This window comes from Cohnella hashimotonis (assembly GCF_030014955.1).
Lineage (GTDB): Bacteria > Bacillota > Bacilli > Paenibacillales > Paenibacillaceae > Cohnella > Cohnella hashimotonis.
Window position 1 is genome coordinate 7,237,402 of the sequence record NZ_JAGRPV010000001.1, and the last position, 16,794, is coordinate 7,254,195.

Annotated in this window: 13 protein-coding genes; 2 read left to right on the forward strand and 11 right to left on the reverse strand. The window is 59.9% G+C overall.

Annotation, left to right across the window (positions count from 1 at the left end):
* Window positions 1-55: 55 nt before the first annotated feature.
* The 7 genes from KB449_RS28900 to KB449_RS28930 form a co-directional block, all read right to left on the reverse strand.
* Complete coding sequence (locus KB449_RS28900) at window positions 56-3,475, reverse strand: S-layer homology domain-containing protein (protein WP_282911662.1); 3,420 nt, start codon at window positions 3,473-3,475, stop codon at window positions 56-58.
* 401 nt (window positions 3,476-3,876) lie between these two features.
* Window positions 3,877-5,187 (reverse strand): extracellular solute-binding protein, encoded by a 1,311-nt coding sequence (locus tag KB449_RS28905; RefSeq protein WP_434082567.1) that lies wholly within the window; start codon window positions 5,185-5,187, stop codon window positions 3,877-3,879.
* A 79-nt stretch (window positions 5,188-5,266) separates the two neighbouring features.
* Entirely contained in the window at window positions 5,267-6,121 is an 855-nt protein-coding gene (locus KB449_RS28910; RefSeq protein ID WP_282911663.1) for a carbohydrate ABC transporter permease, read from the reverse strand.
* A 3-nt stretch (window positions 6,122-6,124) separates the two neighbouring features.
* On the reverse strand, window positions 6,125-7,093 hold the full coding sequence (locus KB449_RS28915) for a carbohydrate ABC transporter permease (protein WP_282911664.1): 969 nt from the start codon (window positions 7,091-7,093) through the stop codon (window positions 6,125-6,127).
* A 70-nt stretch (window positions 7,094-7,163) separates the two neighbouring features.
* Window positions 7,164-8,570 (reverse strand): ABC transporter substrate-binding protein, encoded by a 1,407-nt coding sequence (locus KB449_RS28920; protein ID WP_282911665.1) that lies wholly within the window; start codon window positions 8,568-8,570, stop codon window positions 7,164-7,166.
* A gap of 107 nt (window positions 8,571-8,677) precedes the next feature.
* A complete protein-coding gene (locus KB449_RS28925; protein ID WP_282911666.1) occupies window positions 8,678-9,466 on the reverse strand; it encodes a response regulator transcription factor in 789 nt (262 codons plus the stop codon).
* The gene (locus KB449_RS28930) at window positions 9,463-11,250 is read right to left on the reverse strand and encodes a cache domain-containing sensor histidine kinase (protein WP_282911667.1); all 1,788 of its coding nucleotides are present in this window, start codon (window positions 11,248-11,250) and stop codon (window positions 9,463-9,465) included. Before KB449_RS28930 ends, KB449_RS28925 begins: the two co-directional genes overlap by 4 nt.
* 205 nt (window positions 11,251-11,455) lie before the next feature.
* Between KB449_RS28930 and KB449_RS28935 the strand changes: the two genes are divergently transcribed.
* Together KB449_RS28935 and KB449_RS28940 are read left to right on the forward strand one after the other, a co-directional pair.
* Complete coding sequence (locus KB449_RS28935; protein WP_282911668.1) at window positions 11,456-12,442, forward strand: glycoside hydrolase family 43 protein; 987 nt, start codon at window positions 11,456-11,458, stop codon at window positions 12,440-12,442.
* A 211-nt stretch (window positions 12,443-12,653) separates the two neighbouring features.
* Window positions 12,654-12,866: a DUF378 domain-containing protein gene (locus KB449_RS28940; RefSeq protein WP_090116399.1), complete on the forward strand. Its 213-nt coding sequence runs from the start codon at window positions 12,654-12,656 to the stop codon at window positions 12,864-12,866.
* Window positions 12,867-12,944: 78 nt separating this feature from the next.
* On the opposite strand, the gene KB449_RS28945 is transcribed toward KB449_RS28940, so the two are convergent.
* From KB449_RS28945 to KB449_RS28960, 4 genes are all read right to left on the reverse strand, one after another.
* Window positions 12,945-13,397 carry an SRPBCC family protein gene (locus KB449_RS28945; protein WP_282911669.1) on the reverse strand — a complete coding sequence of 151 codons (453 nt, stop codon included), beginning with the start codon at window positions 13,395-13,397 and terminating at the stop codon, window positions 12,945-12,947.
* 49 nt (window positions 13,398-13,446) lie between these two features.
* Window positions 13,447-13,989, reverse strand: a complete 543-nt coding sequence (locus tag KB449_RS28950) for a MerR family transcriptional regulator (protein WP_282911670.1) — start codon at window positions 13,987-13,989, stop codon at window positions 13,447-13,449.
* Window positions 13,990-14,667: 678 nt separating this feature from the next.
* On the reverse strand, window positions 14,668-15,519 hold the full coding sequence (locus tag KB449_RS28955; RefSeq protein WP_282911671.1) for an NAD-dependent epimerase/dehydratase family protein: 852 nt from the start codon (window positions 15,517-15,519) through the stop codon (window positions 14,668-14,670).
* 111 nt (window positions 15,520-15,630) lie between these two features.
* Window positions 15,631-16,680: a DMT family transporter gene (locus tag KB449_RS28960; protein ID WP_282911672.1), complete on the reverse strand. Its 1,050-nt coding sequence runs from the start codon at window positions 16,678-16,680 to the stop codon at window positions 15,631-15,633.
* Window positions 16,681-16,794 lie beyond the last annotated feature (114 nt).

Below are 16,794 nucleotides of genomic sequence, written 5' to 3' on the forward strand. Positions count from 1 at the left end.
AATCGCCCTCTTCGGCCGCGGGCCGGGAGGGCGATTTTGTCTTAAAACGATTAATTTACTGTTGCTTGCTAACAGGAATGTAGTCGAAATCCGGTATTGAATTACCCGCGATATCCGCCATAGCGGAAGTATACATTGCTTTTTCATATTGGTTCGTAAATTTTATCCGAATCAGGTGCCCCTGTGCGATCGCGTTCTTGGCCCGCACATCATAATCGCTGTTCAAGTTAACCAAGTAGACATTGGATTCCAGGGCGGGAGAGACAATAAATCCGCGCAGTGCATATGCCGTCCCGTCTACGTCAAGCTCCAGACCGGCAGCGGTCGCCATCGAGTTGTATGTTCTGAAGCCCTCGGCAAACGTCAGCTTGATCTGTCCGTTCGCGTAAGTCGCCGTCGGCGTCCCCGGTGCCGACACCTCCTCGATTTCAGGAAAAACGATCTCGGCGGGATACGGATCGTAAGCGACGCCGATCAGCCCTGCGGAGTCAAAGACGGCTGTCGCCGGACCTGCCGGCAGCGGCTCGTTAAAGAGAAGCGTGTAGGATGCATAATCTTCGTTGTAACTCATGCCAAAGCTGTTCGGTTGATACGAATGCCCGCCGATCCGGACCGTAAACCGGTCTGTAAGGTCGATATACTCGGTGCCGTTGGCATTTTGATTCCAGCCCTTGCTTACGGAGAGCCTAACGGACTTTCGATCGGCACTGATCAAAGCCCCGTCCGACTCGTACGCCACCGTTTCTACCTCGCTTCCCGAAAACTTTCCGGCCGGATTTTTGGCATCACTCGCATCCCGAATTGCAGTACCTGAATACGACAATACAAGTTCGTTTTTCAAAGCTTCCGGTATGCCGCTAACCTCCAGCTTGATATAAGAGGAAGGAAAGAGAAACATGCTCTCATAATTGGTCATGCTCACACGGTCGATCGAACCATAATTCAGCGCAAAGTCGTTTGCCGCCGGCACGCTTGCCGTATCTAGCTTCTCATAATAGTACAAATAGATCTCGCTCAGATCCTCGTTAATGAACGGCGCCGAAGCATATGGCGGATACGTATCGATCGCCTCGCCGACCTGAGATTCGAAATGAATCGTTGTTACGTCGCTTGAAACGTAACCAGCGCTCTCGTCCTTAATAACGAACTCGATGCGCGCTTCACTATTGGACAGCGGCAGGTGCGTATTAAATTCCAGTTCTTGACCGACTTGATCGGCCCTTACGCGGAAGTACGGCCATCCTTCGACCCAGATGACTTCATTCTCCCCGGCATGACCCTCAAGGACGGACTTCACGTCGGATTTAAAATAACCATTGGCGAAGTTCAAAACCATATATACTTCAGCTGGCTTAGTGAGCTTGTACTTAACCCAAACCTCTCCGTTTTTCACGTAGGCCTGCGGATAGTCCGCAGCGAAGTACGGATCGATGAAGCTCGGCTGCTGCGGAGACTGCGCCGTCCGGATGGGACCGAAAGCCGCGCTGACCGAAGAACCGGCGAATACGTTCTGGTCCGCGCGTGCCTCAACGCGAAGATATTGGCCTAGGTCTGCCTGTTTGGGCGTATAGTTCTCGCCGGTGGCGTCTGCGATGGCCGTATAAACGCCATTCGCGGCATTGGAGATGTACCACTGGTATCGGTTCGGTCCGACCGCGCCTTCGCCTTCGTAAGTGACTTGCCCTGCGATCAACGTCGAACCTACCTCAGCATCGCCGGAGATCGCACCGATGCGTTTGATATAGGACTTGCCTTGCGGCACCAGCGTGATCGCCAGCGTCAGGAGCGTCTCTCCGTTGCGCTTGAACGTCGCCGAGTACGGCTGAATCGACGGTTCGGCGCCTGCGTCCAGCTTCAGGACGACGCTGCCTGCCTTGGCGCCTGCCGACAGATCCGCGCCGAACGCCGGCTCGTACGAATAGGTCGCGCTCGACACCGTGACCTTGACGTTCGATACGTCCGACAGCGGAACGCCCTTCTCGTCCTTTAGCGTTGCGACCAGGTTGAAGTAATGCCCGGCAGGATCGGTCGTCTCGGACAGTTCACCCTGTGCTGCAACGACAGCTTCGTAATAGGCGCTTCGCAGTACGGACCGCTCGAATTGACCGATATCGAGCGCGGCGCTGTTAGCGGCCACAACGCTGTCCAGCTTGTCGTACGCCTCTGCGTTCGACGCGTCGAACTTGGACAACGACAGAGTCACGGCACCGGTTGCCTCGTCCGGACCGGGATTGTTCGTGCCGCTTCCCGGATTGGTGTTGCCGCCGGTCGAGCCCGTATTACTTCCGGCGTTACCCGTCGGCTGGACGACTTGGTCGTTGACGGTTGTCTTTATGCCTTCAGCCGCCGTTACCTTGGCGATCTCGACCTTGCCCGTCAGCTTGGTCTGGACCTGCGCGACCAGATCCTTGATGGTTCCGTTCGCCGTTATTTTCGCATCGGCGGACTGATTCACGACCTTGTTAAACGTCCCGTCGAGCACGATCTCTTGGCCTGCCGCAATATCAGCCGTGATCTCGACCGTCTCGAAGCCGCCGCCTGTCAGCTCCTTCGTTACAAGCAGGCCGCCGCTCTCAAGTCGGGTTACCGCAACAGATGTCGAACCGGTCGCCAGAATGCGGATTTTGCCGTTGTTCTTGTTGACGACGAGCGCTCCTTTGACGTCGACACTGTTGAAGATGATAGAGTGCTCGCCGCCGCCGCGCACATAGACGGAGCCCGTTATGCTCACATTGTTCAGCGTGACTTCGCCTTCCCCGACGCCCTGCGTGATGTACAGGTCGCCCGAGATCGCCATATCCTTCAATACGGCGCCGGGCGTATTGACGACCAGATTGCCCTGGACATCCTTCGAGTAGTCGCCCTCCTTGGAGACGAGATCCTGCATGAAGTTGGCGAACATCGTCACAGCCTGGGCCCTCGTCAGGCTTGCGGTCGGCTTGAACGAGCCGTCCGGCATGCCGCCGATTATCTTCTTGGCCGCGAGCGCATGAACGTAGCCATTGGCCCATCCCGCGATTGCGCCTTCGTCCGTGAAGGTTGCGCCTGCCTCGGACTCCGCGATATTGAACGCCTTGGCGACCATCACGGCCGCTTCCTGACGGGTGATGACGGCGCCCGGCAGCGCTTTACCGTTCGAGCCGCTCAGGACGCCAGCCTTGCTGAGCTTCAAGATCGCGTCGTAATACCATTTCGAAGAAGAGAGATCGGAGAACAGGTTGTCGCCCGTTTCCGTGTACTTCACGATATTGTCGATCATCGTCGCGAACTCGGCTCTGGTAACAGACTCGTTCGGTCTGAAGGTCCCGTTGGCCCCTTGAATAACGCCGGCTTCGCTCCATTTTTCCACGGCCCCTTGGGCCCAATGTCCCTGTGTGTCCTTGAACACGGCAGCCGAAGCAAGACTGGACCATCCGGTCAACAGCATCGCAACAGCCAGCAGGATACTTGTAATACGCTTAACCGAAAGCTTCATCCGACAGACTCCTCGCTAGATTTAAGTTCTGAATCGAAGATCAGTGATCAGCAACCCTCTTAAAATACTAATTATCCCAGCATGATTCAATATACCCAGTCTACTTTAGTTAAATTTTAGGAAATACGACATAGATTCAGCATTTGTATCTAACCGGGAGTTTGGGCACGATCCGAACAAAAAAATAACTGCCAAAAGGCAGTTATTTTCGCCATTTTCGATAAAGCAAGAAGCGATAAGTGTTACAAAGCAGTTATTTCGGCGGGCGGGGCGGATATACGAGACATTTGCGGGAATTAACTGCCTTCTGACAGCTATTTCGCGAGGATAGCGTAAACGAAGAGAAATAACTGCCTTTTGACAACTATCGGGCGCATCAACCGACGCTACCTCGCAAGTCCTCACTGCCCCGCCTTAATCACCTTGTCGTGCGCGGCCGCGAAACCTTCCGGCGTGACGGCTTTGCCGAACAGCGCCTGGATCTGGTTCAGGTGCGTCTCGGCGGCGCCCGGCTTCAGCTGCACGTCGGCGAACAGCGTGATGCTCGTCGCTTTGTTCATCTCGTTGAGCAGGTCGACGTACAGCTGCGGCAGCTTGACGGCCGCGGTATCGACCTTGGTCGCCGGGATGACGCCCGCGTCGGTGACGGATCGCTCGCCCCAACGCTTGACGAAGTACTCGACGAACGACTTGGCTTCCGCCTTCACCTCGGAGTTCTCGGCCACGAACAGTCCGACGCCGGGACCGCCGACCCAGCCGTCGATGTCTCCTTTGCCTTCCTCAACCGTCGGAAACTTGAAGAAGCCGACGTTGTCGCGGAAGCGCTGGGGGATGTCCTGGTTCGTCGTGAAATTCGGCAGCTCCCACGCGCCCACCATGTACATGGCGGCTTTGCCGCTCAAGAACATCGCCTTGGCCTCGTCGTTGGACAAGCCGTTGAAGTCCGGGTTGAACGCCCCCGCGTCCACCAGGTCCTGCACGCTCCGGCCCGCCTGGACGAGCCCCGGATCGGCAAAGGAGCGCTTGCCGCCGATCGCCTCCGCCAGCGTCTCTGCGCCTGCAATGCGGTCGGCCATGTACATGTACCACATCGACCCGGTCCAGCGGTCCTGATTGCCCAGCGCGATCGGCGCCACGCCGCCCGCGGCGAGCGTCCCGATGACGTCGCGGAGCTCGTCGTACGTCTTGGGAACATCCAATTGGAACTTGCGGAACAGCTCCTTGTTATAGAAAATCGGCGCGATGTTGAATTCGAGCGGCAGCGCGTACGTCTTGTCGTCCACGGCGTAAGCCTCCGTCGTGCCCGCCACGAACGAATCCTTCAGCTCGCCCTGCAGCAGGTCGTCGAGCGGCGTGAACAGCCCGCCCGCAACGAACGGCTGCAGCGCCCCCGCCGCCCAAGTCAAGCCGACGTCGGGCAGCTCGTTGACGGCGGAGAGCACCCGGAGCTTGGCTTTGTACTGTTCGTTGTCGAGCACTTCCTGCTTGACGACGACGTTCGGATGCTCCGCCTCGTACTCCTCGATGATCTTGTTCACGATCCGATGCTGGCCGAGCGCGCCGGATTCCGGCCACAGATGCATCATCCTGATCGTAACTTGATCGCCAGAGCCCGGCTCCGGGGCGAGACGATCGCCGGCCCCCCGCCCGCATCCGGCCGTCGCGAGGGCCAAGCCGGCCGCCGTCAGCGCCGATACCGCCCGAATTTTTATGCGCACGTTCATTGCCTCCACCATGCAGCATGACGATCCGCCAGGCGCGGAGCCGGACGGATCGAGGTTTGTGCCCTTCTTATTCTTTGACGCCGCCAAGCGCGACGCCTGCGATAATATACCTGGACAGCAGGAAGTATATCACGAAGAGCGGCAGGGCCGTAAGGGCGAGCCCCATATAAATCGAACCGAACTCCGTCTTGTAAATATCCCCTTTAAGCAGGCTGACCATAATCGGCAGCGTGTATTTGTCCTTCTGCGTAAGCAGGATGAGCGGCATGAACAGGTTGTTCCAGCTGGCGACGAAGGCGAAGATGGCCTGGGTCGCGATAGCGGGCACCATGATGGGCAGCACGATCCGGTTAAACGTGTACAGCTCCCCCGCTCCGTCGATGCGCGCGGCTTCCACCATTTCGATCGACAGCATGGACAGCAGGTACTGCCGCATGAAAAATACGATGGCAGGCGCAGCGATGGCAGGCAGGATCAGCGGCAGCAGGCTGTTCGTCCAATGCAGCTGATACATGAACTTGTAGAAGCCGATGGCGCTCGCCTGCGCCGGGATCATCATGACGAGCAGGATAAACGTAAAGAACGCCTGGCGAAGCTTCCAGTTGTACGCGACCAGCGCATAGGCGGTGAGCGACGAAAAGTATACCGCGCAGATGGTCGAGAAGCCCGAGATGATGAGCGAATTAAAGAATCCCTTGAGCGGATCGAAGCTTTTGCTCAGCAGCACGTCCAGATTTGTCTTCATATGCGTGGACGGCAGCAGCGAGAGCCCGCTCTGAATCTCCGCCGTCGAGCGGGTGGCGTTGACGAACATGATCCAGAACGGCAGGATGCTGAGCAGCGCCAGGACGATGCAGACGATGTAAACGATCGTCCGGTTAACGTGAAGGAAGGCTCTGGATTCCGTCCGGATGTTTTCCATGAATCACAGCCCCCTTGCCGCCGCTTTCGCAGCCTTTTTGATTCTTTTTTGCGCTTTCTTGAGCAGCGAAGCGTCGCGGTCGCGCATGAGGTAGAACAAGAGACCCGACAGAACCGCCGCGATCGCGAACATGATCATGCTGGCCGCCGCCGCTTTGTTGAACATGTAGCTGCCCTTGAACGCTTGCCCGTAGATGAATACGGACGTCGTGAGCGTCGCGTCGTCGGGACCGCCGAACAGGAACAGCTGCGGGATGTCGAACAGCTGCAGCCCCCCGATCATCGACGTGATCAGCGTGTAGAGCATGATCGTCTTGAGACTCGGGAGCGTGATCCGCATGAACGTCTGCCAGCCGTTCGCCCCGTCGATGGCGGCCGCCTCGAACAGCGCGGGGTTGATGCCCATGACGCCGGCGATCAGGATGATCATCGTGTTGCCGTACCACATCCAGAACTGGATAAAGGCGACGATGCCCCGCGCGGTCGTCTTGTCCTGCAGGAAGTTGACGGGCGCGTCGATCCAGCCCAGACTCTCGAACAGACTGTTCACGGGACCCATCGGGTAGGAAAACAAAGAGTTAAAAAGCACGGCGATCGTGCTCGCCGTGATAATATTCGGCATGTAGAGGAGCACCTTGAACGCGCCTTGCCCCCGCACCTTAAGGCGCTGGTTGGTGAACCAGGCGGTGAGCAGCAGCGCCAGCCCGATCTGGGGAATGAAGTTCAGGATCCAGATCAGCGCGGTATTCGTTAACGATATGCGAAACGACGTGTTATGCATAATGAGATCGGTGAAGTTGCCGAAGGGATTGTCCAGCATATGGACCGGCTTCGGAATGACGCCCTTCATGTCGGTAAAGCCGATGACCGCCGTATACAGGACCGGATAGAACGAGAATACAAGGAACGCGAGTATGAAAGGCAAGCTGAACATGTAGCCGAATCTCGAATAGCTGACGCTCTTGCGGCGCATGGCTACCACCTCGTTTATTCATATAAAGGGGCGGGCCGTCGACCCGCCCCTTCGGCGCAAAAGTGCCGTCTTATTCGCTGTCGATGTCGAGCTGGTCCTTGACCTTTTGCTTGAAGTCCGCGATCGTCTTATCCCGGCTCTTCGTGCCGTTCGCATATTCGCGCACCTGGTCGCGCCAGATGAGGTTGATCGACTCGTCGTATTGGGTGAGGTTCTTGCCGGTGGCGTTGGCGTTAGCCGGGACGAACACATCGAACATATTCTGGCCGCCGAGCAGCGCGACTTCGCCGTTCGACTTCGACATGACGACGCTCGACGCAACGCTGTCCTTCGTGCCTTGCTCGCCCGTCTTCATCGTGCCGTTCGCCCAGTAGTATTGAAGACCGGTCTCGGACGTATCCAGCGTCACCCACTTGATAAAGTCGGCGACGGCAGCTTTCTTGGCGTCGTCCTTCGTGACGTCCTTGTTCGCGAGCAGCCATGTGCCGCCCCAGAAGAAGCCGGTCGGCGGTTCGGTCACGGCCCAGTCGCCGTTCGTGTCCTTGACCTGGCCGTTCATGACGTAATTGATGAGCCAGGCGGGGCCGAAGAAGCCGAAGATCGGCTGCTTGCCGGTGCCGGACATGTCGGCGTACCAGGCTTCCGTCCAGTCCTTCGTATCGTTCGAATAGCCGTTGTCCTTGAGCTGCTTGGAGAAATCCAGGAACTGCTCGCGCTTCGGATCGATGTGCAGTTTGCCGTCCACGATCCAGCCTTTGTCGGAGCTGTTCTCGATCGGGTGCCAGATGTCGCCGTCGCCGGATACGATGCCGTAGCCTTTGGCCTTCAGCTTGGCGGCCGCGTCGAAGAACTTATCCCAGCCCGGACCGACCGCGGTCTTGATCGTCGCCGGATCGTCCGTGCCGAACACGTCCTTGGCGATCGAACGGCGATAGATGAAGGCACCGCCTGTCGCTTGGTAGGCAAGGCCTTTCAGCGCGCCGTCCTTGCTGCCGATGTCGACCGAGTATTGGGCGATGCCTGCGTCCTTGACCAGGTCGTCGCCCAGCCCCAGGTCCGCGTAGTTCGCGGCATAGTCCGAGGCGTCGCCTTGCGTGTACTTCAGGACGAAGGCCGATTCGGCCGCGTAAAGGTCCGGCGCGTCCTTGCCGCCGCCCGCGAGCGCTTGATCGAGCGCGGGCTGGTAAGCGCCGTCCGTCGTCGCGATGACGGTCGTCTTGAACTCGACATTCGCGTCGGGGTGGGTTTCCATGTACTTCTTCGTCATGTTGGGAATCTCGTCGGTGAAGCTCCAGAGGTTGATGGTCACCTTATCCTTCGGCTTGCTGCTGTCCGAAGGAGCGGCGCTGCTCGAAGCGCCTGCGCTCGGGCCGGCCGATTGGCTGGCGCCCGCATTGTTGGAGGCGTCCGAGCCGCATGCGGCCAGGACGGAGGACAAGAGGACAATGGCGGTGCTTGCGGATAGTGCGCGTTTCATTTTTTTAGCCTCCCTTTTTACGACACAGTCACTTTGTAATCGCATACACAGTATAAAACCGGAAATGTAAGCGCAACAGTTAACTGCGATTGGGAGAAATTCCACTTTTATTGGATCGACGGATCTTCTTCCGCCGCTTGCTGCCTGTACTGCCTTGGGCTCGTCCCTTCGCTTTCTTTGAACACCTTGATGAAATATTTGACGGTCTGGTAGCCGACCTTCTCCGCGATCTCCCACACCGGCAGGCGCGTCGCGACGAGCAGCTCCTTCGCCTTTTGCAGCCGGATCCGCGTCAGATAATCGCTGAACGTCACGCCCGTCTGCTCCTTGAACAGCACGCTGAAGTAGCTCGCGTTCAGGTGAAGCTGCTCCGCGACCTGCTTCATCGTGATCGCCTCATGCAGATGGCCGTAAATAAAGTCGATCGCGTCCTTGATGGAGGAGCCGTATCGCGCCTCGTCGCGGCCTACCTCGAGCAGCTTGGAGTCGACGAGCTTCTCCATCGCGCCCACGCGATCCTTGTCGCTGTCGCGTTCGAACGCCCGCTGCACGGTGTCGATGAGAGACGCTTTGTCGAGCGGCTTGAGGATATAATCGAACGCGCCGAGCTGCAGCGACTTTTTCGCATACTCGAACTCGGCATGGCCGGAGATGACGATGACGACGGGCAGCGGTCCGCGCTTCGCGAGCGCCTCCAGCATCTGCAGGCCGTCGATCTCCGGCATCCGCACGTCGGTGATGAGAATCTGGACCGGATTCGTCTTCAACCATTCGAGCGCTTCGACGCCGCTTGCCGCGCTTTCGATCCGGTATTTGCCCGCCGCCCAGGCGACGAGGGTCTTTTGGATGCCGAGTCGCGTGCGCGGCTCGTCGTCGACGATCAATAACGTTTTCACAACGGTTCGACTCCTCCCGGAGGAATGGTGATATCAAAACGGACGATCGTGCCGACGCCGGCCTTGCTCTCGATGTGCAAGCCGCTGCCGGCTCCCGCCGCGTCCGGATAATAAAGCTTGAGGCGCCGCTGCACGTTGGACATGGCCACCCCCGCCCCCTTCTTGGAGGAAGGCTGCCGGCTCCCGCCGTCTATTTTCTGCAGGAGCTTGGCCAGCGTCTCCTCGTCCATCCCGAGCCCGTCGTCGATGACGGCGATCGTGGCGATGCCGGGTTTGTCCGACGACACCTGGATCGTGACCGACCCGGGGCCGATCCGGCTCTCCACGCCATGCAGGATCGCGTTCTCCACGAGCGGCTGAATGATGAGCTTGGGGATCGGCACGTGCATGAGCCCCTCGTCCGCGGCGATGTGCCAAACCAGCCGGTCGATCAGACGCATCTTCATGATCTGCAAGTACCGCTGCGCATGCTCGAGCTCGTCGCGGGCGGTCACCCACTCGTCGTCCCCGCCGGCGCCCCCGATGACGTAGCGGAACAAGCCCGACATGGCGACGACGATGCCGGCCAGCTCCTCGTCCCCTTTATCCTCGAGCGACCAATAGAACGCTTCCAGCGTGTTGAACAGGAAGTGGGGATTGATCTGCGCCTGCAGCGCCTTGAGCTCGGTGCGGCTCTGGGTGATCTCCTTCTCGTATACGACCTGGATCAGCTCGTTCATATGCGTCACCATCTGGTTGTAGGTGTTGTTCAGCTCCCGAATCTCCAGGGATGCGATCGTCGGCGAGGGCGACAGGTTCTGCTTGAGCCCGCCGAGCCGCGCGCCGCGCATCGTGCGCATCAGCTTCAGCATCGGACGCGTGATCAGCGTGGACAGCAGCAGCGTCAGCAGCAAAAACGCCACCGCGCCGATGCCGATCGATACCAGGATCGCGGTGCGGAGCACCGAGATCCCTTCGGTCGAAGCGCGGACTGGCGTGAGCAGCACGAGCGTCCAGCCCGTCGTGCGGGATTGCTGGCGCACGGACAGCAGCTCTTCGCCGCCGACGGAGACGGTGGATCCGGTCTGCGCGAGCACTTCCTTGGCTTCCTCGGCCGTAAGGTCCGAGGTGATCGGGGCGCCCTGGCCGTCCGCGAGCAGCATGTACTCGTCGTCGCCGCGCGTCTCTCCCTCGCCCGTCGCCTGCTCGTTCATCTCGAAGTAGTCGCGGCTGAGCCGGACCGCCAGGTAGCCGCCGGCCGCGTAGCCCCGGTCGATGAGGCTGATGCGGCGCATCGCGAGCACGGTATCCGGCTGCGCCGGATCGAGCCCGAACCAGACGAGCCGTCCCTTTACACGGTCGGTCTGCCAGATCATCTCTTGCGAGACCCGCGCGTTCAGGCTGGTCTGGTCGAGAGGGAACAGGCGCCGGTAGTCCCTGGCGTAGAGCTCCATCGAGCGGATGCCCGTCGAATAGGCCATGTAGGTGCTCGCGATCTGCAGCAGCGACTGACGCTGGGCGAACGCGGCGCGGACGCCGTCCGCTTCCTGGAGCAGCAGCTTCTGCACATAATCGTTGGTCGCCACCTGGGTCGTCAGCGAATCGATCTGGTCGAGCAGCGCGTCGAGCCGCCCGTTCGCCTGCACCGCCGTCTGCTGGATATGCTTCTCCGCGCTGCCCCGCAGCAAATCGGATACCTGACCGTATATATAGATGCCCGCAAAGGTCAGCACGACGATCATCGTTAACGTAAAAGCGGCGAAAATCTGGTTTCGCAGCGTGTTCATTTCGCTCCATTTGACCAATCGAATCGCCCGCCCGTTTTTCGCATGAGTCCAATCCCGTCTACTTTATCACAAAGACCGATTTGTCAGCCAACCGTTGTGCAAAGGCGGCCAACTTCTAAAGATTGTAGGTATAAAACCTAATCATTGTGCCGTATCTGCGCGGATTTATATTTGATACGATGAGGGGAAATCGGATGGATAGCGCTTACAAGGAGGCAACGGGATGACGACAGAATCGCGGGGCGGGGCGCCGCTCGTGACGCATATTTACACGGCGGATCCTTCCGCTCACGTATTCGAGGGCAAGCTGTACCTGTACCCTTCTCACGATCTGGACCACGAGATGGCTTCAAACGACAATGGCGACCAGTACGACATGGAGGACTACCACGTCCTCTCGCTTAACGAGGATCTGACGCAGGCGCTCGACCACGGAGAGGCGCTGCACGTTAACGATGTTCTCTGGGCGAAAAAGCAGCTGTGGGCGCCTGACGCTGCCTACAAGGACGGCACGTACTATCTGTTCTTCCCGGCGCGGGACCACAACGACGTATTCCGCATCGGCGTCGCTACGGGCATCTCGCCCCAAGGGCCGTTCCGCGCGGAGAAGAGCTATATTGCCGGCAGCTTCAGCATCGATCCGGCCGTATTCGCCGATGAGGACGGCAAGGCTTATGTCTACTTCGGCGGGCTGTGGGGCGGTCAGCTGGAAAAGTGGCAGACCGGCACGTTCCAGCCGGATGCCGACGGGCCGTCGGGCGACGAGCCCGCGCTCGGGCCGCGGGTGGCGGAGTTGGCCGACGACATGCTCGAATTCAAGGAGACGCCGCACGAGATCCGCATCGTCGACGAAGCCGGAGAGCCGATTCGGGCAGGGGACGAAGAGCGCAGATATTTCGAGGGACCCTGGGTGCACAAGCACGAGGGGCGGTATTACCTATCTTATTCGACGGGGACGACGCACAAGATCGTCTATGCGGTCGGGGACAATCCGTACGGCCCGTTCACGTTCAAAGGTACGATCCTGACGCCCGTCATCGGCTGGACCACGCATCATTCGATCGTCCGCTACCGGGATAAATGGTATCTGTTCTACCACGACAGCTCCCTGTCGGGCGGGGCGGACAACAAGCGCTGCGTGAAGATGGCCGAGCTGCATTACGAAGCGGACGGCTCTATCCGCACGATCGACCCTTATCCGGAGGAATAGGAGAGGGCGGAGGCGCTTTAACCCGGTTTCCTCAGCGCGATTTTGGCGGATACAACTAGGGCGTAACGATTTTTTTCGGCCGCTCCCCTCCCATCTTTGTTGAAAATAAACATAAGAATTGGCAGGGAAGCGTAACTTATGAATAGAAATCGCCGCAATGGGGTATTTTCTCGATGAACCGCCAAAATTCGGCTGAAGGAGTGGGTCTGGAATGAAGACGCTTAACGCAATCGCGCTTGCCATTCTGATCATCGGAGGCATCAACTGGCTGCTGGTCGGTCTGTTCAAGTACGATCTCGTCGCCGAGTTGTTCGGGGGTCAGGAAGAAGTCGCTTCCCGCATCGTGTATACGATCGTCGGCATATGCGCGCTGTATGCGATCAAATTTTTCAACGACGTCAGCAGCGATTCGCGTGCCCGTTAATAAACGCTGCAGCGGCGCAAAGAGCCGGACGGCCGCCTCCAGCGGCGACTGTCCGGCTCTCTTTTTTCGGTATAAGGCTCATGACGCCTCAGGCTCGCTCTGCAGCGCGTCGCCGAGCATGTTCAGCAGTATGTTCGTGCCATGCTCGCGCTGCTCCGGCGTATCGAGTCCGTCCAGGAACACGCCCTGCTCGGTAAAAACGAGCCGCGTGCTGCCTTCGGCCGGATGAAGCTCGACCGTCGTCACCGAAGCGGAGATGCGCCTGTCGCCCATGTCCAGGACGTACGAGTAGACGATGCGCTCGTTCGGCACGATGTCCTGATAAAAGGCATCGAACGTGAAGACGGGGCCGTCCGGCGGTCCGCCGCGGCTGTACTCCCGGCCGCCGACGCGGAATTCGAAGGTCTCGGCGGGGGTAAACCAGCGCGCTTTCGCCCCGGCGTCCGACCAAGCTTTGAAGACGCGCTCCGGCTTCGCGGGGTACGTTCTCTCCACCGTAAAAGTAGCATGGTGCGTCGAGCGTTGTTCCATTTCGTTCATCCTCCCAAATGGTGATCTTTCAAATCGTCTTACGCTCGTCTTACGACTCATCGCGTTCATCATCCGGCTCTTCCGCCAGCCATTCGCCCAACCGGTCGAGCGCCCGCTCGGCGTGCGTTCGCCTCTCCCAAAAAAACTTCTCATGGCTCTGCTTCATCATCCCGAGCAGCTTGGCGAACGCCTCTACCCCGAGCGGCGCTTGCGCCCGTACGGCGGCCGAAGCCTGCTCCAGCTCGCTCAGCAGCTTCTGCTGGACGCGAATCTTCTCCCGCAGGCGGTCGATCTGCGCGGCGATGATCTCGGACAAGTCGGGCGCATCCCGCTTCAGGACGGACTGAATCTCAGTGAGCGGCAGGCCCAGCTCCTTGAGCGCCAGAATCTGATGCAGGCGGGACAGGTCGCCTTCGTCGTACAGCCTGTGCCCCGAGTCGGTCTGACCGGAGGGCGGGAACAAGCCGATCTGGTCGTAATAGCGCAGCGTCCGAATCGTAAGCCCCGTCAGTGCGGCGATGTCGCCCACTTTCCACCGGCGGTTCGCCTCGGCGGTCTCGCCGTCCTCCGTGCCTCCGCGATGCTTGGCCATTTTTCCGCCTCCCCGTCCTGACGTCTCTGCCCGTAACTTTACTATAAGACGTGACGTAACGTAAGGTGCAAGGAGGAATTTTAAATTAGCTGATTCGGTGGCGGGGATGAGGAAACAGGCTTGCGCTCGCGGGGCGAATGTGGCGGAAATGCGGGTACGATGGTGGGTGATGGGTGTCAATTGGAAGGTAGCGGTGGCTATGTGCGATGGCTGGCGGTGGGTGATGGGCGGCTGGTGATGGACGGTTGGCGGTGCGCGGTTGGCGGTGCGCGGTTGGCGGTGCGCGGTTGGCGGTGCGCGGTGCGCGGTTGGGGGGGCAAGTGATTGGCTGCGGTTAACGGTAAAGGTTGGCGGGTGGCGGACTTACAGTCGGCAATCGATAATTGTTAAAAAGCATCTAATTCCGGAGGAACTGCGAACTGTAGCCCGATAATTGCCAAAAGGCAGTTATTTCCCGGAAATTTGGTCCTGGGGAAGCTCAGCGGCCAATTTAGTTGCTCTTTAACAACTATTTGCGCCGGGCCCCCTTCCCGCAAACAAATTAACTGCTTTCTGACAATTAAATTCGGGTCCCTTAAATTAAATTCGGGTCCCTTAGCAAATGAAAATGCGGCCCCTCCGCAAAAAAACGGGCGGTCTGCCCGCCCGGGTCCAAAAACCAATGCATTAGAGATCAGCCTAGCCGAGCGTCGCGGCAAAGCCCTCGTGCCAATCCGCGAAGCGCGGCTGCCAGCCGAGCCGCCGCGCTTTGAAGTTGGAAGCGCCGCGCTCGCCTCGGGCGGCACCGGGCTGCCGCGCCGGCGCAGGCGCGCCCAGCAGCGCTGCGTAATGCGGCAGCCACTCGCTGCCCGGCGCCGGACGGTCGTCGACGACGTTCACGGTCCCGGGCGGCCAGCCCAGCGCGAGCAGCGCTGCATGCGCCGCGTCGTCGACGTGCACGAACGACGCCACGCCCTCGGTCGCGGGCAGACCGCCGCGGCGCACCTCGTCGGCCACGAAGCCGTCCGGCGCGTACCAGGTCCCTGGCCCGTAGAACAGCCCGTACCGTAGAATGACGGCTTCCGGCATTTCGAGCGTCGCCGTCTCCAACGCGCGCACGCCCTGGATCGTGCCGCTTCGCGGCGCAGGCGCGTCCAGGTCGAGCGGCTCCTCCTCGGTCGCCGGGCCGTCGCCTGGCGCGTACGCCCAGGAGATGCTCTGCGCGATCATCCGGCGCACGCCCGCGGCCAGCGCGGCGTCGACCAGATGCCGGGTGCCGAGCGTCCGGATGTGCGAGTTCGCTGCGAAGTCGCGCTCGCCGAGCGCGGTAAGCTGGTGGATCACGGCCTCGGGCTGCATCTCGCGAAGCGCCGCGAACACGGCGTCGCGGTCGAAAATATCGAGCACGACGGCCTGCGCGCCCAGCGCCTCCAACTGCGCTGCGCCCGACGCGCGGCGAGTGAAGCCCGTCACCTCGTGACCGGCCTCGACGAGCAGCGGGATCAACGATTTTCCAATGGCGCCCGTGGCGCCTGCGACTGCGATTTTCATCTTCGATCGACCTCCGACGATTAAGAATGTCTTGCCTCGAGATAGGACGGCAAACTTGCGCCATGTTAGAGACCACAGTCGCCGGCCGTACCGTGGCCGCACCGTGTTAGATCAAGGCGTTCGCGAGTCTGCCGGCAGGAAGGCAGATTTATTCCGGTCTGAGACTTCCGGCAACGCTTCGGCGTGCGAAACCTCGTTTTTGCTGCCGCTCGGCTCGCCCCGATCAACCGCAGCGCGTTTCCCGCCCCGATAGTTCGCGCCGATCACGCCGGCCAGCATGCATATCGTGCCGATCGTCTGCGAGGCGCTCCATGCGTCGCCCATAATCAGGACGCCTGACAAGATAGAGACGAGGTTGCCCAGGTTGACGAACAGGCTCACCTTGAAGGCTTCGATGCGGGAGAGCGCGAAGTTCGACAGCCAGGACGAGACGAGCGAGGACATGATGGCGATATAGAGCAGCGGCAGCCAGAAGCCCGGCTCGGACGCCGGCGCGAGCAGCGCGGACGTCGTGCCTTGCATCAAGTGGCGAACAAGCGCGAACGCGACGAAAAAATAGCAGCCGGTCCGCATCATCGCATAGCTCAGCTCCAAGGCCGAGTATGAAGTGCGCAGTCCACGGGCCATCACGCCGTATAGCGCCAGCGCGACCGCCGACAGAAGAATCAGTCCCCCGCCGACGGCGCTCGTCCCCCGCAGCGCGTCCCCCGAGATTCCCGTCATGAACGCGAGGCCGAAGACCGATACGAGGACGGACAGCAGCTGCAGCTTGCTCGCCCGCTCCTTCAGGAGGAGCGCGCCCAGCAGCAGCGCGAAGATCGGCGAGCTCGCCGAGAGGATGCCGGCGCCCGAGGTCGTCGCGGCATCGAGTCCTACCGACTGGAAGCCGAAGAAGGCGGTCGGATAAACCAGGCTGACGAGCAGAAGCGGAAGGCGCCGCCGACCCTTCTGCTTTTGCGGCATCCGTATCCAGCCCGCCCGCACCGGGATCGCAAGCAGCGCGAACGACAGGAAGAAGCGGTAAGCGAGCATGTCGAACGGATCGGCGTGACGCAAGGCGAGCTTGGTGAACATAAAGGAAAATCCGATGACGATCGCGTATAATAGAGCCAACGTATAAATGGCGGCGGTGCTTTTGACGGTTGAGGGCGTATGGGTCATGCCTCTTCCTCCCCTTGCTGCGAGTGCGGAGCCGGCCGGCTTCATGCTCTCAGCATAAGCCATTGAACGCGCTGTCGCCATCGATACATCAGCGATCTGTACCGGTACAGATCG

Bases quoted from the DNA above. Each gene is read 5' to 3' on its own strand.
- KB449_RS28900 (WP_282911662.1), bottom strand. From the start codon at position 3,475: ATGAAGCTTTCGGTTAAGCGTATTACAAGTATCCTGCTGGCTGTTGCG.
- KB449_RS28910 (WP_282911663.1), bottom strand. From the start codon at position 6,121: ATGGAAAACATCCGGACGGAATCCAGAGCCTTCCTTCACGTTAACCGG.
- KB449_RS28915 (WP_282911664.1), bottom strand. From the start codon at position 7,093: ATGCGCCGCAAGAGCGTCAGCTATTCGAGATTCGGCTACATGTTCAGC.
- KB449_RS28920 (WP_282911665.1), bottom strand. From the start codon at position 8,570: ATGAAACGCGCACTATCCGCAAGCACCGCCATTGTCCTCTTGTCCTCC.
- KB449_RS28935 (WP_282911668.1), top strand. From the start codon at position 11,456: ATGACGACAGAATCGCGGGGCGGGGCGCCGCTCGTGACGCATATTTAC.
- KB449_RS28940 (WP_090116399.1), top strand. From the start codon at position 12,654: ATGAAGACGCTTAACGCAATCGCGCTTGCCATTCTGATCATCGGAGGC.
- KB449_RS28945 (WP_282911669.1), bottom strand. From the start codon at position 13,397: ATGGAACAACGCTCGACGCACCATGCTACTTTTACGGTGGAGAGAACG.
- KB449_RS28950 (WP_282911670.1), bottom strand. From the start codon at position 13,989: ATGGCCAAGCATCGCGGAGGCACGGAGGACGGCGAGACCGCCGAGGCG.
- KB449_RS28955 (WP_282911671.1), bottom strand. From the start codon at position 15,519: ATGAAAATCGCAGTCGCAGGCGCCACGGGCGCCATTGGAAAATCGTTG.
- KB449_RS28960 (WP_282911672.1), bottom strand. From the start codon at position 16,680: ATGACCCATACGCCCTCAACCGTCAAAAGCACCGCCGCCATTTATACG.